The sequence below is a fragment of the Pontibacter pudoricolor genome, from assembly GCF_010092985.1.
GTDB classification, from domain to species: Bacteria; Bacteroidota; Bacteroidia; order Cytophagales; family Hymenobacteraceae; genus Pontibacter; species Pontibacter pudoricolor.
The window spans coordinates 1,134,451-1,149,700 of record NZ_CP048106.1; the positions used below are offsets into that span (position 1 = coordinate 1,134,451).

A 15,250-nucleotide genomic window follows, 5' to 3' on the forward strand; every position below is an offset into this window, starting at 1 on the left:
ACTTACTTATGTTTTCACTTAATAGCATCAACAATCAAGGAAGTATACTCCAGCTTCCCACCAACATTACTTTTGTCATGCTTACTTGATCTCATTACTTTACCATAGTTCTCATCGTAAGAATTGAAATTAAAATTTCCAGCTTCATCCCAGTACTCCAGAAGGTCTACAGTAAAACCTGCTTTAGTTAAGCTTTCAGTCATAGACTTATAAGTATATAAAATTTTATGATCATCAGCTCCAGGGCCATTCCCACCTGGTTTTACATAGTCAATATAAGATGGTTTAGGATGTAATCCGTCTGGTACTGCAATCCGAAGTCTCCCACCTTCTTTCAGGTATTTATATATATTCAAATTAGCTTTATCAGTTTGTTCAACATCAAGGTGCTCCCAAACATGTTCTGAGAAAACAGTATCAACCGATCCTTCTCTAAAATACCTTTTCCAGTCTTCATAATTAGATACATCCAATGTATCTATATCAGTAAGAATCCAGCCATCAATCTGTATGCCTCCACTACCTACCACTAATTTGATAGAATCTGAGGATAAAACCTGACATTTAGTTTTACTGATTTTGAGTTCTTTTCTTAATAAAGAGTTTTCGTTTTCTAATTGCTCTCTCTTCAACCTCAGTAAATAATTCTGCTTAACTAGTTCAGTCTTTGCATCTGTAAACTTTTTGATCAGAGGTATTTTTTTTAGTAATGTCTTCATCATTTCGCTTTCAAAAAAGGAGATAGTAGTTTCATAAAATAAGTTCTGTATAAATATTTAATAAAAAGCCTCCAGGGGTTTTTATGCTCCTCCTCATAAAAGAGCTTTTTTCTATACAGCTGTTCATAATTATATAAAAGTAAGTCTTTATGTTTTACATGAAAATAGTCTACAACCTTTTTCACCTTATCGCCATGATTCGCGTTAACAATAACCGAGTTTTGACGAATTCTGTAATCAAACAACACTTCTTTTATATAGTGGAACTTCCAGCCTTTTGCACCAGCCATAATCCAAAAATCCCAATCCTCGTGCCCTATTAACAGCCTTTCTTCATCGAAGCCTCCCACACTATCCCACACTTCCCTTCTCACAACAGCACACATGTCTATACTATTTCCTTTGTGTATGGTATAGATGTTGAATTCGCGAGGTGTAAAACGGGCTTCTGTTGAGTCTCCAAAAAAGTTGGGTGCACCATATACAATGCCAATTTCCGGGTCACTTTCCATTACCCCTACCGCTTTGCTGATATAGGTAGGCCTTATTTTATTATCACTATCTAAAAAAAGAAGGTATTTAGCTTCTGAAGCTCTTACACCTGTATTTCGGGCTGCTGCTGGTCCTTTGTTCTCCTGGTGTATTACAGTTATGTTCTGTTTCTTTAAATCTTCAAGTAAGTTTAAAGTATTCTTATCAGTAGAGCCATCATCCACAATGATAATATCATAGGTATATTCAGTTGATCGCTGATACACACTAGTAATGGCATCGGGTAAGAACTCACCGGAATTATAACAAGGAATGATAACAGATACAAAGACCTTACCTACCATTTGACCACTTACTTTGTATTAATCTAAACTTCGATCTATACCTATTATAATGCTCTAGCAAAACAGGTCCGTATGTATGCTTGTACCAAGGATACAGGAATTTTATTTTATCCGTGAGCGATAATGTATAGGCGAATTCGAAATAATCGGATAAAAGATTATCGTTTAATCTGTTTGTTGATAGCCCCTGAAATGTTTTTGTATCTTCATGTAAGTCAAATACTCCAAACTCCTTATCAGATTTATAAATTCGTCTGTTCCTGAAAGCTCTTAACAAGAACCAGAAATCCATGGTATTATGGTTTTCTACAGGAAAATCACCTACCTCAGTTTGTATTTCTCTTTTGTAAAAATAACTGACCGGATTGGCTGGAAACCTGTGTAACCAGAAGTGAGATACAAATCTATAGTCTTTTATAGGCTCACGATAGATGACACGATCTTTCATGAGTATTTTGAGCTTCCCCACAACAATATCTGGTTGCTCTGGGCTCTCAAAAAATTTACTTACTTCGGAGAAAACACCCAAATTGTAATAATCATCAGAATTCAAATACCCGATAACATCTCCACCAGATAATGCAAAGGCTTTATTCATGGCATCTGATTGTCCTTTGTCGGGCTCAGATATCCATTTTAAATGCTGATATTTTTTAAGTACAGCAACTGTGCCATCGGAACTCCCACCGTCAACTATGATATGTTCCCAGTCATCATAATTCTGCTGCAACACCGATTGAATGGCACGTTCAATGTATGCCTCAGCATTATAACAAATAGTAAGTATACTTATTTTCATTTGCTTATACTTTCAGTTTGTTCATTGAATCTTTTACGAGTTAACATCTGCTGGTATAAAGCCTTATAGGCAGCCGCCTGATGTTGAACAGTATACTTTGCTACGAAATCCTTCCGGATCTGCTCTGAATCAAACGAATCTTTCTTATCAAAAAAAGTTATAAGAGCATCATATAAAGCGTCAGCAGAAATATCTTTAGCCAGAACTCCGTTAAAATTATCTATGACGACATCCGGTATACCACCAACGGGAGTTGCCACCACAGGTGTACCACAGGCTAAAGACTCCATCATCACATTAGGAAGATTGTCTTCACGACTTGGTATAACAAAAACATCACACGCAGCATATGCCACAGCCATTAAGCGCTCATCCCGGATAGCATCTAAATAAAAAATGTTTTTTTGAGCCACCTGCTTACTTATACCTACAGCGCAGAACAATACATTATCCTGTCCCTCAAATTTATCGATAACTTCAAGCAATAAATCAAAACCTTTTCTTAAAACGCTTAACTTCTCACTAACAAATAAAATTATTTCCTTATCAGCAGGAAGCCCCAGAACTTTCCTAGAGAAAGCCCGGTCTAATGGCATAAAGACCTCCGTATCAATACCATTAGGTATTAAAGTGTGGTTAAACTTTTTAAGAGTAGAACTTTGACTAGAGATATTAAACAACCACTTGGATAAGGCAACTACATGTAAATCCTGAAAAGGTAATAGGGCTTCATACTTTATCTTCAAAAATCTGGCGTCTAACTCATTTAACTGTTTATTACATGCTGCATCTCCACTATAATGGAAACCTCCCTTTACAGGGTTCAGATCGTGCAGGGTCCAGACAACAGGTTTTGTGTTTTTAAAGAAGAAACTGGAAAAGTCTAAAAAGTCAGATACCCAATGCAGATTGATTATATCAGCATCCTGGTATGCTGGATGTAAAGTAATATCATAATCTGTTAATGGCGAAGTAAATGCTTCGTAGTCACCTTCTATTTTGTCTTCCTTTAATGGTTTACTAACGTTATTTACTGTTGAAAACAAATGGAGTAAAATTTTTGATTTTACTCTTTTATACAAAGAAGGAGGTGGTGGTGCAGGTGGCTTCGGCTTTCTGGTAATATTAGCTGTCTCGTTGTCTAAATACAAAAACACAGACGCTACACCTAAAGCTTGTAACCCCTTGTGTAACCGGTAAGCGGCTATACCAGCTCCACCAGTCCTATAGGTAGAGACATGTAGCACCTTCATTGCTTAAAGCCATAAATATTCAACTGCATATCCATCCCATTATATGTATTGCGCTTTACAAAAGGCCGACCGGAAGTTAAACCCGGGCTATTGATATGATATCTGAACTGGTTGCGTTCTAAAATACCTAGTACCTTAGCCAGCTCTTGCTCTTTTTCAACAAATGAGTGATACTCAATAAACATATTCTGAACCAAGTGTAACTTGTCTTCGCTATCTTCTAATACCGTTAACTCAGCTCCCTCAATATCAATTTTAAGAAAATCAACTTTTTTGTCTAAATAGGATCTCAGTCTATCAGTAAGAACCTCAATCCTTTCAACATTATCAGAAACAGAGTTAAAGCTTCCCCCATCAGCGCCTTCTGCAAAGAAGGACATTGTGGTTTCTGTATTCCATAATGCTCTGTTAACCAGCTTTACATCAGATAATTTTCCTACATTAGATTCAAGAACACCAAAAACTTTTGGATCTGGCTCGAAAGCAACAATTTCAGCATTCGGGTACTGATCTTTAAAATAAACTATGCTTAGCCCAACATTGGCTCCGCAATCAATTATGTATGGACGTTCCTGTGTGGTTCTAAAGTCATATATCTGCTTCTTAAATATCTCATCGTACATAAAGATAAAGGAAGCACTATCTACAAACCTAAAGTTTCCTTTGATCAGATTCGTGCTTTCAGGTATATATCTTGGAATTGATTTTATCCTTTCAATCTCAATTTGCTCCGGGTTTTTAATGTTAATATGAGATGTACTATCCAATCGCAGTACTTGCTTAGCTGCTTTCTTTAAATAATCAGGAATTAATTTTCTAATTCTATTTTTAGATTTTTGTGAAAGAGATACAATATCACTTGTATACTTCTGAGACAACTTTTTCATCTTAAATTTGAATACAACCTGGCTTGTAAGGATATCTGCTTCCTTATTCCTTTTAATATTATGTGGAGATGAAATAGCCTCTAGCTCTTGGCTAGCCAAACTATTAAACTTATTAGTTATATCGAGGGTGTGAGTTGCCCCTGGTCCAAAACCAATATTAGAAACCAGATTCACATTTGGATAAACACATAGTCCTTGGTTCAGCCAGATGCAGAATGTCCATTGATAGTCCCAGAAATCCCACCTGTTTTCTCTGTCATTTATTTTTCTCTCTAACAAAGATTTATAGTAGTTAAACCAGGAATTTCTTATGCTCCATGGGAAATAATTACCTAATGCCGATCGTAATTTACTTTCATCTAAAGCTTGTAAATTGTAATTATATAATTCCCAGGATCTTCGCCAGGTTGCCCATCCCCATACATGATTGTAAGCTGAATAAAAATAAGATGCGTCCCCCCACTTTCTACCAAGAAAATTATTACCACCGATATGCATGATTTTAAGGTTATTCCGATACTTATCTAAGCAGTAGGCAGCATAGCTGAAAAAGGAAAGAGAAGGCAAACAGTCATCCTCTAAAATAATTCCTTCTTCTACATGATCAAAAAACCATGATATCGCAGATGATGGGCCAAGCCCACAGCCAAGATTATCATCTCTTAAAAGTGTATGAACCTCGCAATCCCAATCTATATTATCTAACACTACCTGTCTGGTCTTTTCACAAAGGACTGCCTCCCCTTCTTTGTCTACTCTCGGACCATCCGCTGCAACAAAAAGTTTAGAGGGTTTAACAGCTCGTATTTGCCTGAAAACCTGTGCAGTTGTATCAGGACGTTTAAATATTATAAAAAGTATGGGAGTCGAAAAGTTATTCATTAGGATGTAGACCTAAAAGTCTATTTGTTTCACTGTTCTATACTCTTGGGGCTGAAGTTTACTTTACTAATAGTTAAATTAACCATTTCCCATCAACAGCTATCATGCCAGCAGAAATTGGACGTATATAGTCGTATACATTCCCAGCGATAATTGTAAACGTTATAATATTATCTAGTGAATCAATAAAAGCTCCTTTATTCACCATATCACAAGATATTTTGTACTCACCAACTTTGAAAGGAGAATTCTTTAACAGAAATCTGACCTTTTGCTTTGTCAATAAAATCTTATCTGAAAGCGATAAACCTTCCAGAAATGATTGATGACAGAATAAATGATTTTCCTGAGAATCAAATAAATTTATAGAAAAATGGCAATTTGAAAAATTATATTCTTTATCAGTTATTATGTACTCTAGCTCTACCATAATATCTTCCCCTTGAGTAAAAATATCAGTTTCAATTCCACTACTGTTAAGCAGTTTAACTCCTGTAAATTTCAACTCACCAGTTCCAACTCTATCGGTACGTTGTGCTAGATTAGTATTGGTAACAGTAGAATTTAGCTGTATATATTTATTCACAGCATCTTCACTGCTACCTGAAAATGCGATTGTACCATTGTTAAGCAATAAACCTTTATTACACAAACTTCTGATGGAAGACATATTGTGGCTAACAAACAATACTGTCTTCCCATCCGATTTACTTACATCCTGAATTTTAGTAATAGCTTTCTTTTGAAATTCTACATCACCAACAGCAAGCACCTCATCCACAATTAGAATATCAGGCTCTAAATGAGCAGCCACACCAAAAGCTAAACGCACGTACATGCCGCTACTATAACGTTTCACAGGTGTATCAATATACTTTTCGACACCAGCAAACTCTATAATCTCATCAAACTTACTTTTTATTTCACCCTTACTCATACCCATTATGGCACCATTCAGGAAAATATTTTCCCTACCTGAAAGTTCACCATGAAAGCCTGTACCTACTTCCAGTAAGCTTGCTACCCGGCCTTTCATTTTTAATGAACCGATAGTAGGACCAGTAGTACGGGACAAAATTTTTAATAAAGTTGATTTTCCAGCACCATTTTTTCCTATGATACCTAGAACATCTCCTTTTTCAACTTCAAAGTTAATGTCTCTAAGTGCCCATACATAGTCCATAAAGGAAGTCTTTGTTCTATCATTCACCTCCCCAACCATCAAAAAAGGATCCTCCTTACCCATGAAACGATAACGCCATCTCTTGAAGTCATCCCTTAACGAACCAGTTCCAACCTCTCCTAAACGATATTGTTTACTTAGGTTCTCTACTTTAATAACCGAATTACTCATTTAATTGACAAAATATTCTAACTATAAATAGAAGTTGTATAGGGTTTTAGAAATCTGTAACTCATCCCCTTTGATGAGTGCATTCACCAGCAAGCACAAGAAGCTGGCTAGTAGGATTGTTGGTGAGAACACCAACAATGGCACATTTCCTAATATAAAACTGTAAACCCTATACTAGCTAAATGATGAAATAATAATGAGTTACTAAACAGTATCCATGAAATTTTTTTCAGTCTTGTTAAATAGAACAATACCTATCAAAAGTAGTCCTATCATCCAGCTAAAACTATAAGTTAAAGAAAGAATAGAAAAATCTCCAACGCCGAACAGGGCAAACTTAAATGCTTCGGTAGGAGCTACTAAAGGATTCACCGCCAAATATTTTTTAAGTTCATGGTCTACAGAAGTAAAAGAATATATAATAGGAGTTGCATACATTAATAATGTCATCACAAAACCCATCAATAAGTTAAGATCCCGATATTTGGTGGTAATGGCGGAAACTATGATACCAAACCCAAATCCGATTCCAGCCATAAGAAAAAGAGAGACTGGAATATATAATAGCCCCCACCCTAAAGATGGCTCATACCCCTGTACAACAATTATATAAGCATAAACTACCAGGAAAAAAGAAAATTGAATACCAAATTTTATAAGACTGGATATAATACTCGCCATCGGCATAATGAGCCTGGGGAAATAGACTTTCCCAAAGATACCTGCATACCTTTGAAAGGCACTAGAAGTACTGCCATAGCACCCGTTAAAAAAATTCCAGATGGCAAGCCCTGCATTGTAAAATAAGAACATTGGCACACCATCTGTGGACAAATTAGCTATCTTACCAAATACTAACATGTAAGTTAGAGTACCGAATATAGGGGATATGAAATGCCAAAAAGGCCCTAAAATTGTTTGCTTATATGCTCCTACATATTCTCTTCTCACCCACAACCAAAGCAGATCCCGATACTTCCAGATCTCTTTAAGATTTAGGTCAAACCAATTATGTTTTGGTTCAATTACCAGATCCCATTTTTCTTCTTCACTAACTTGGGTGCCCATTTAAACAGGTTAATTTAGAACTAAAAAGATAAGGCAAAACTAGTGAAATAAAAATTGCACCAGTTTTGCCTTATAAAGATACAAGTCCTTAATTAAAAGACTAACATTATAAATACACTTAATTACTATTCATGGTAATTAAGAACCCGGTGGCCACCTTCCATCAGGTAGGTATCACGCTTGAATAACTCCAGGTCAGACTGCATCATATCTTTTACCAATGCTTCCAGATCGTATTTTGGCTCCCAGCCTAGCTTTGTCTTAGATTTGGTAGGGTCACCAATCAGTAACTCCACTTCAGTTGGACGGAAGTAGTTAGGATCCACGCAAACTACTTCTTTGCCTATTTCAAGCTGGTAGTTCGGGTTGTTGCAGGCAGCGATATAGCCTTTTTCATCCACACCTTCTCCCCTGAATTCAATATCAATACCTACTTCAGCAAATGACATCTTCACGAAATCACGAACAGTGGTTGTTACGCCGGTAGCGATAACAAAGTCTTCCGGTGTATCCTGCTGCAGTATGCGCCACATGGCTTCTACATAATCTTTGGCATGACCCCAGTCACGTTTGGCATCCATATTACCCAGGTATAAACTATCCTGTAAGCCAAGTGCAATTCGTGCTGCAGCCCGTGTTATTTTACGTGTCACGAAAGTCTCACCGCGCAGCGGAGACTCGTGGTTAAACAAAATACCGTTGCAGGCAAACATGTTGTAGGCCTCTCTATAGTTCACCGTGATCCAATACGCATAAAGCTTTGCTACCGCATAAGGTGAGCGCGGATAAAATGGCGTTGTTTCTGACTGTGGCACTGCCTGCACCAAACCATACAACTCAGAAGTAGATGCCTGGTAGATGCGTGTTTTCTCAGTAAGGCCAAGGATTCGAATCGCTTCTAAAATACGCAATGTACCTATTCCATCTGCATTTGCAGTATACTCCGGCGTATCAAAGCTTACCTTCACATGGCTCATTGCCGCCAGGTTATAAATTTCGTCCGGCTGTGTTTCCTGGATAATACGGATGATGTTAGTAGAGTCCGTAAGGTCGCCGTAATGTAGCTTAAAATTAATATTTTTCTCATGCGGATCCTGGTACAGGTGATCGATACGATCGGTATTAAAAAGGGAGCTACGACGCTTTAAACCATGTACTTTATATCCTTTGCTTAATAACAGTTCGGCTAGATACGCACCGTCTTGTCCGGTAACGCCGGTTATAAGGGCTGTCTTCATTATATTCGATTATGTAAATAGAGATAAGTATATTCCAGTTGCTCTATACTTATACGTTACGGAAAGGTTGCTAATTATTTATACTTTCTGAATCTCTGAAATATTTTGGCTGACAAACTTTTTCTGAAAGTCTTCATAAGCCAGACCTATTCCCTCACGTAACCCGATCTTATGCTTAAACCCTGTGTTATGTAACTTACTAACATCCATTAATTTACGAGGGGTTCCATCCGGTTTGCTTGTATCAAAAACGAGCTCTCCTTCAAAACCAGTAACTTCCTTTACAAGTAAGGCCAGGTCCTTAATAGAAATATCTTCGCCGGTACCAATATTTACCAATTCGCGCTCATTATAGTTTTCCATCAGGTAGAGACAGGCTTCAGCCAGGTCATCAGCGAACAGGAATTCACGCATTGGGCTACCGGTACCCCAAACTATAACTTCAGATGATCCATTCACTTTTGCTTCATGAAACTTACGAATCAGTGCTGGCAGAACATGCGAATTGTTCAGATCATAGTTATCGTTGTAGCCATAAAGGTTGGTAGGCATTACACTAATAAAGTTACAGCCATATTGGTCGCGATAGGCTTCACATAGTTTTATGCCGGCAATTTTGGCAATAGCATAGGGCTCATTGGTCTGCTCCAGCGTACCAGTCAGCAGATATTCTTCCTTTAAGGGTTGTGGGGCCATTTTTGGATAGATGCAGGAAGAGCCTAGAAACATCAGTTTTGTAACCTTATTCGAATAAGCTGCATGTATGATGTTTGCCTCGATCATCAGGTTGTCATACAGGAAATCAGCACGGTACGTATTGTTAGCTTGTATACCACCTACTTTAGCAGCTGCAAGGAAAACATAATCAGGCTTTTCTTCAGCAAAGAAATCAAAAACAGCCTGTTGATTTCGAAGGTCGAGTTCTGATGAAGTACGGGTAATCAGATTTTGATAACCGTTTTCTTTGAGCTTGCGGCAAATAGCAGAACCGACCATACCCCGGTGTCCCGCTACATATATTTTGGCATTCTTTTCCATAGTAAGGGTGAAAATCGACCTTTATAAGGCCTAATTAATTTAAAGAAATTAAAATTCAGTTTGACCTCCCTTACGATAACCGTACATTTTGGGTACAACTAATTTGAGATACTAAAACTTAAACTTCTTCCACCAGGGCTGATTTTCCATATCATCAGAATAATATCCGTAACCATACCCGTAGCCATACCCATACCCATAGTTTAATTTACGGTAATCCACATCGTTAAAGAGTATGGCGGTGTTCCGAATTTTACCGCTTTCAAACTGCTGCTGTATATTATTCAGGAAAGACTTCAGCGTATAGTCCTGACGTACCATAAAGATATTCGCATCAGCAATTTGCATCAGCTCAAGACCATCTGATAATATACCAACGGGTGGTGTATCCAGAATAATATAGTCATAAGAGTTACGTAGCAATTTAACCAGTTCATCCATCCGCCTGTTCAATAGCAATTCAGAAGGATTGGGCGGAATATCACCGGAAGGTAGGATAAACAAATTCTCTTGCAATGTCTGATGAATGACATCTTCCATAGTAGCATAGCCTGCCAGGTAATTACTAAGCCCTAAGCTACTTAGAACGCCAAAATCGGTATTGTTATTAGGCTTTCGCATATCTGCATTAATCAAAAGTGTTCGTTCACCAGATATCGCAAATATGTATGCCAGATTCTTAGCAGAGAACGTTTTTCCTTCACCACTTACAGACGAAGTGACAACGATAAGCTTTCCTCCATGCGTATCCTGATTCACCATGAACCGTAGATTAGACCGTACTGTTCTGAAAGCTTCCGCCAGCGCAGATTTGGGATTTTGATCGATGAGTGTGCTACTCTCCTTTCTGTTATGACCAACTATTCCTAATATGGGCAAGGCTGTATATTTCAGAATATCTTCCTGGCTGGCAACTCTGTTATTAAAGTAATCTTTTAAGAAGATCAGGCCTACAGGTAGGGCTAACCCGAGTAGCAAGGCAGTGATATAATTTTTAGATGTATTAGGAGCAGTTTGCGCGGAAACATGTGCTTCGCTAAGAATGGTAACATCAGAGGTATTTGCAGCTTTGGCTATACCTGCTTCTGTTCGTTTTTCCATCAGGAAAACATACAGATTTTCGCTTAGACTGTATAAACGCTGGATATTGATCAGTTTCCTTTCGGCAGCCGGCAAACGTTGAAGTTGAGCGGATGCTACATTGATCCTTTTATTAAGTTCATTGATCGCAATGGAATTTGCTGCTTCAATGTTACGTAGGTTTTCAAGTATATTACTGCTCAGCTCAGCAACCTGCTGCCGTTTGATTTTAAGCTCGTTTGTTACGATAGGGTTTGCGTTGAGATCCTGCTGACTTATCGTCTCAACCTCACCTTGCAAAGTAACTAAGTTTCCAATTAAACCATTTAAGACAGGATCCTGAATTCCAAGGTTAGAAGGTATTACCAGTTGATCCAGTGCTTTGCCTTTTCTCAGGTAAACCTTTAAGTAATCATAATACTTTTGGTTTAAAAGCAGAGACGCTTTTTGTTCTTCCAACGATTGTACCTGTTGGGCGAACTTATTCCCTTCGCTACTGATATCAAGTCTTGAATTACCTCGTTTAAATTCCTCCAACCTGCTCTCTATAAAGTAAAGCGAATCACTTATCTGCTGAAGCTGATCATCTATAAAACCTAAGGTATTGATAGCATTTGAGTTTTTAATATCCAGGTTATTCTGCTTATATGTTTCCATATGCGCATTCAGGAATTCTTTCTCTTTTTCTGGCGTATTGCCCCCTATTTTCAGAACCAATGCTGATGCTCCGCCAGGCATGGAGGAAACATCTAACCGACCAGCATAGGAACTGGCCAGATCTTCAGGGCGTGAAATCCTGAACAATAATTCATTGGGTGTATCTACTTCTCCGTGCTTAAAAGAAATTGTAAATCTAAAGTCACTAATGTTGTAGGATTTCCCAGACTTAAATTCCTTGCTAACAAATAACCCATTCCAGTATAGGTTTTCAGAGCTAAGGGTATAAGTTTTGTTGCTTGTTGGAGTTACTTTAATTAATACTCCGTAAGGCGTGTTTATAGCTGCTGAATCAAAATTAACGATGAATGGTGACAGTGACTTATATACCTCTGTAAGCTTTACGTTCCCCTGCTGATAGTAACTTACCTGGAAATCGAGCTTTTGTAGTGTTTGCGCTACAAGCGATTTTGTCTTAATTAAAACAGACTCGTTGGTTAACCCCCTGGACCCTTGAAATGGTTCTTCGCCATACAGCAGAGCCGATGCCGACGCACCCTGCTCTACCGGTTTGATGATCATAACCGACGAACTTACCTCAAAGGCCGGAATAGTATAACGGTTTACAAAAAATGCAGCTGCAAGTGCAATCAGTAGAGAAGCTAAAACCCAATACCAGTTTCTAAGAACCTTGAGTAACAGGTTCTGGATATCAAAGGTATTAGTCTGTCTAAGAGGCTTATTTTCCAAAATGAGTCTTTAACCTAAAAATGGGTATTATAAAAATCTGGACAAAAGTAAACTGATCGTTGCAATTAACGATAAGGTTAAGCTAACATTTGCAATAAGGTTTTCTCTGATATTTCTAGCCGGCAAAGGGTCTACTACAATCATGTCATTTGGCTGAAGATAGAAATTTGCCTGGGCAATCGTGTTATCATCCAGCAAACTGAACGTGTATAGTTTTGCCTGACCAGCTTCGTAACGGATAAGTTTAATGTTTCCCCGATTAGCATAAGGAGAAAAGCCTCCGGCGTTGGCAATTGCTTCCATCAGGTTTATGTCATCCTGGTAAGTTGTAAACTGACCTTGTGCCCCTACTTCTCCGATCACAGAGAATCGGAAAGTAAGGAAGCGCATGTTAACAGTAGGATCGGTTAAGTATGGTTTTAAGGCCTCTGTAACTTTAAGACGGGCTTCAGCTAGTGTTAAGCCCTGTAAGTTAACTTTGCCAACGGTCGGGATAAGTATATTGCCTTCTGCATCTATGGTGTAGCCTTCCAAAACCGGATCGGAGCTGGTTGTGGCGGTGGTAGCCTGCCCTAAGAAATTATACTCAGCCGGCGTAGTTGTCTGCACTTTCAAAGAGAGTACATCGCCTGGCTTTAAGGTATAAACCGGGCGTTGCAGGTCGAATGTTTTTAAAAGAGCATCTGCATTTGCCTGATCGGCTTTATCAGGCTTATCCTGCAACAAGACCAGCTTTTTCTGTGGCACGCAGGAAGCGGCCAGCAGAAGGCAGAGCAACGTATAAACTATAGTTAGGGTGTTTCGCATTATAAGTGCTTATACACTAATGGTTTTGGTACAGAAATGCATTTAACACAATATATCAGGTTAAATTATAGTCTGTGAAATTACTAAAAAATCTCCTTTAATTATGCTATTCATATTTAAATATATTGGCAGTATTAAAAATTAACCTGTATCCCATTTGTGATTGCGTATACGAAGCGAGTAACAGGAACTATAGGTTTATTCTCAAAGGTACAGTTAAAGCCGGTTCTGAACGAGAGCGTATTGTTTAGTTTAAAAAGTAAATTGGCATCTCCACTCACCCTGTTTCTAAAAGCACCTATTTTACCATCGTACCCGGTCTGGTAATAAACTATAGCTTCGGTTGAGACATGACTGTTTATTAACGATTTGTTGCTGATATAATTTGTCAGCTTAGGCAAGTTGGATGTTAAGATTCCTTCACCCTCTTCCGGTGATTCCCACTTTTCATATTCATGCATCAGGCCTGACCCAATAAATAAATTAGTGTTTTCTCGCCGGAGTAAAGCAAATCGCAGTCCTGCTCCTGCCAGACCTCTTACTTCAAGGCCGCGTGCCCGGTCAGATTGTGCCTGGGCAAATAGCTCATAAGACAAACGCCTTCGCCGGTGCAGATTTACCCGGAGATGGGCATACCCGTTACTCGCAACCGTATTACGCTGCTCTTTGTTGTCATAGTTTACTAACAGGTAATTATAATAGTTAAGGAGCAAATAGCTGTGTTTGGCCGAAATATAAGCCACATCGCCATTAAAAGTTAACTGCAGGAAATTGTTCGGGTTATTTTTACCGGCATTGCGGTTAAACATCGAGAAATTGAAGCCGGCCTTACCGGTTATATAGTTACCAGAATCGCGGTCAATACGGGCACGTTCGATATTGAGTATCTGCGCACTTACTTCTGTTACATTTATGATAGATAAGAAGAAAACAGCTAAAAAGAGATTGGTAGTACTGCCGGGTTTCTGAACTATAAGACTTGCTAAATGTAATACGATTGAAAGCGGGCTACTTGTAAACATGTTTCAAGTCTTCTGCATATTTCAGAAATCACCAAAACCTATCTCCCTAAAAACAGATACACAACTATAGTTTAGCACTTGTGGGTTAAACTATAAATCAGCAGTTTTGGGAAACACTAAATCGATGCACACACAACAGGAAATAATAGACAAAACAGCGGCACATGTTCAGGAGTTGCTTTCAGGAGAAGGTTCGGGCCATGACTGGTGGCACATACTACGGGTTTGGAACAATGCTAAAACGATAGCTGCCACTGAAAATGCCGAACTTTTTATAGTTGAACTAGCAGCGCTTTTACACGACATCGGAGACCATAAATTCCATAACGGAGACGAAACTGTTGGTCCAAGACTTGCAGCTGAATGGCTGAAACAGCTACAAGTAAAAGATGAAACTATTAATCATATCACAACTATAATCAAAGAGTTATCTTTTAAAGGAGCGGGCACAACCTCAGCGATGCATACTATAGAAGGGCGTATAGTGCAGGATGCTGATCGTCTGGATGCCATTGGCGCGATTGGCATAGCACGTACTTTTGCTTATGGTGGCCACAAGAACCGAGAGATGTACAACCCGGAAATCTCCCCTGAAATGCACGACAACTTTGAAGCTTATAAAAACAGCACTGCCCCAACTATAAATCATTTTTACGAAAAGCTTTTACTGTTGAAAGACCGTATGCACACCCAAACCGCTAAAAGAATGGCATTGCAAAGGCACGCTTATATGGAAACTTACCTGGAGCAATTCTTTGCAGAATGGAGTGGCCTTAAATAAAGTCTATAAACAAGCACCGCTATTATGCTTTTAATCATTGCGTTATAGTATACCATAATAACCACATAATCTACTTTAA

General features: G+C 38.5%; 13 protein-coding genes. 1 reads left to right on the forward strand and 12 read right to left on the reverse strand.

Features of this window, described 5'->3' with window-relative positions; translation table 11 throughout:
• Window positions 1-14: 14 nt before the first annotated feature.
• The 12 genes from GSQ66_RS04940 to GSQ66_RS04995 form a co-directional block, all read right to left on the reverse strand.
• Window positions 15-722 (reverse strand): class I SAM-dependent methyltransferase, encoded by a 708-nt coding sequence (locus GSQ66_RS04940; RefSeq protein ID WP_162426443.1) that lies wholly within the window; start codon window positions 720-722, stop codon window positions 15-17.
• Window positions 719-1,555 carry a glycosyltransferase family 2 protein gene (locus tag GSQ66_RS04945; RefSeq protein WP_162426444.1) on the reverse strand — a complete coding sequence of 279 codons (837 nt, stop codon included), beginning with the start codon at window positions 1,553-1,555 and terminating at the stop codon, window positions 719-721. Before GSQ66_RS04945 ends, GSQ66_RS04940 begins: the two co-directional genes overlap by 4 nt.
• The gene (locus GSQ66_RS04950; protein ID WP_162426445.1) at window positions 1,545-2,354 is read right to left on the reverse strand and encodes a glycosyltransferase family 2 protein; all 810 of its coding nucleotides are present in this window, start codon (window positions 2,352-2,354) and stop codon (window positions 1,545-1,547) included. Before GSQ66_RS04950 ends, GSQ66_RS04945 begins: the two co-directional genes overlap by 11 nt.
• On the reverse strand, window positions 2,351-3,607 hold the full coding sequence (locus GSQ66_RS04955; RefSeq protein ID WP_162426446.1) for a glycosyltransferase: 1,257 nt from the start codon (window positions 3,605-3,607) through the stop codon (window positions 2,351-2,353). Before GSQ66_RS04955 ends, GSQ66_RS04950 begins: the two co-directional genes overlap by 4 nt.
• Window positions 3,604-5,376: an FkbM family methyltransferase gene (locus tag GSQ66_RS04960; RefSeq protein WP_162426447.1), complete on the reverse strand. Its 1,773-nt coding sequence runs from the start codon at window positions 5,374-5,376 to the stop codon at window positions 3,604-3,606. The genes GSQ66_RS04955 and GSQ66_RS04960 overlap by 4 nt, the downstream gene beginning before the upstream one ends.
• A gap of 73 nt (window positions 5,377-5,449) precedes the next feature.
• Window positions 5,450-6,730, reverse strand: a complete 1,281-nt coding sequence (locus GSQ66_RS04965) for an ABC transporter ATP-binding protein (protein ID WP_162426448.1) — start codon at window positions 6,728-6,730, stop codon at window positions 5,450-5,452.
• Window positions 6,731-6,934: 204 nt separating this feature from the next.
• Window positions 6,935-7,798, reverse strand: a complete 864-nt coding sequence (locus GSQ66_RS04970) for an ABC transporter permease (RefSeq protein ID WP_162426449.1) — start codon at window positions 7,796-7,798, stop codon at window positions 6,935-6,937.
• A 125-nt stretch (window positions 7,799-7,923) separates the two neighbouring features.
• Window positions 7,924-9,036: a GDP-mannose 4,6-dehydratase gene (gmd, locus tag GSQ66_RS04975; protein ID WP_162426450.1), complete on the reverse strand. Its 1,113-nt coding sequence runs from the start codon at window positions 9,034-9,036 to the stop codon at window positions 7,924-7,926.
• Window positions 9,037-9,114: 78 nt separating this feature from the next.
• Window positions 9,115-10,074, reverse strand: a complete 960-nt coding sequence (gene fcl / locus GSQ66_RS04980) for a GDP-L-fucose synthase (RefSeq protein WP_162426451.1) — start codon at window positions 10,072-10,074, stop codon at window positions 9,115-9,117.
• Between the two features lie 111 nt (window positions 10,075-10,185).
• Window positions 10,186-12,561 carry a GumC family protein gene (locus tag GSQ66_RS04985; RefSeq protein WP_162426452.1) on the reverse strand — a complete coding sequence of 792 codons (2,376 nt, stop codon included), beginning with the start codon at window positions 12,559-12,561 and terminating at the stop codon, window positions 10,186-10,188.
• A 27-nt stretch (window positions 12,562-12,588) separates the two neighbouring features.
• Entirely contained in the window at window positions 12,589-13,368 is a 780-nt protein-coding gene (locus GSQ66_RS04990) for a polysaccharide biosynthesis/export family protein (protein ID WP_162426453.1), read from the reverse strand.
• A gap of 134 nt (window positions 13,369-13,502) precedes the next feature.
• The gene (locus tag GSQ66_RS04995) at window positions 13,503-14,390 is read right to left on the reverse strand and encodes a DUF481 domain-containing protein (protein WP_162426454.1); all 888 of its coding nucleotides are present in this window, start codon (window positions 14,388-14,390) and stop codon (window positions 13,503-13,505) included.
• A gap of 106 nt (window positions 14,391-14,496) precedes the next feature.
• On the opposite strand from GSQ66_RS04995, the gene GSQ66_RS05000 reads away from it, so the two are divergent.
• On the forward strand, window positions 14,497-15,171 hold the full coding sequence (locus tag GSQ66_RS05000; protein WP_238395815.1) for an HD domain-containing protein: 675 nt from the start codon (window positions 14,497-14,499) through the stop codon (window positions 15,169-15,171).
• Window positions 15,172-15,250: the final 79 nt, after the last annotated feature.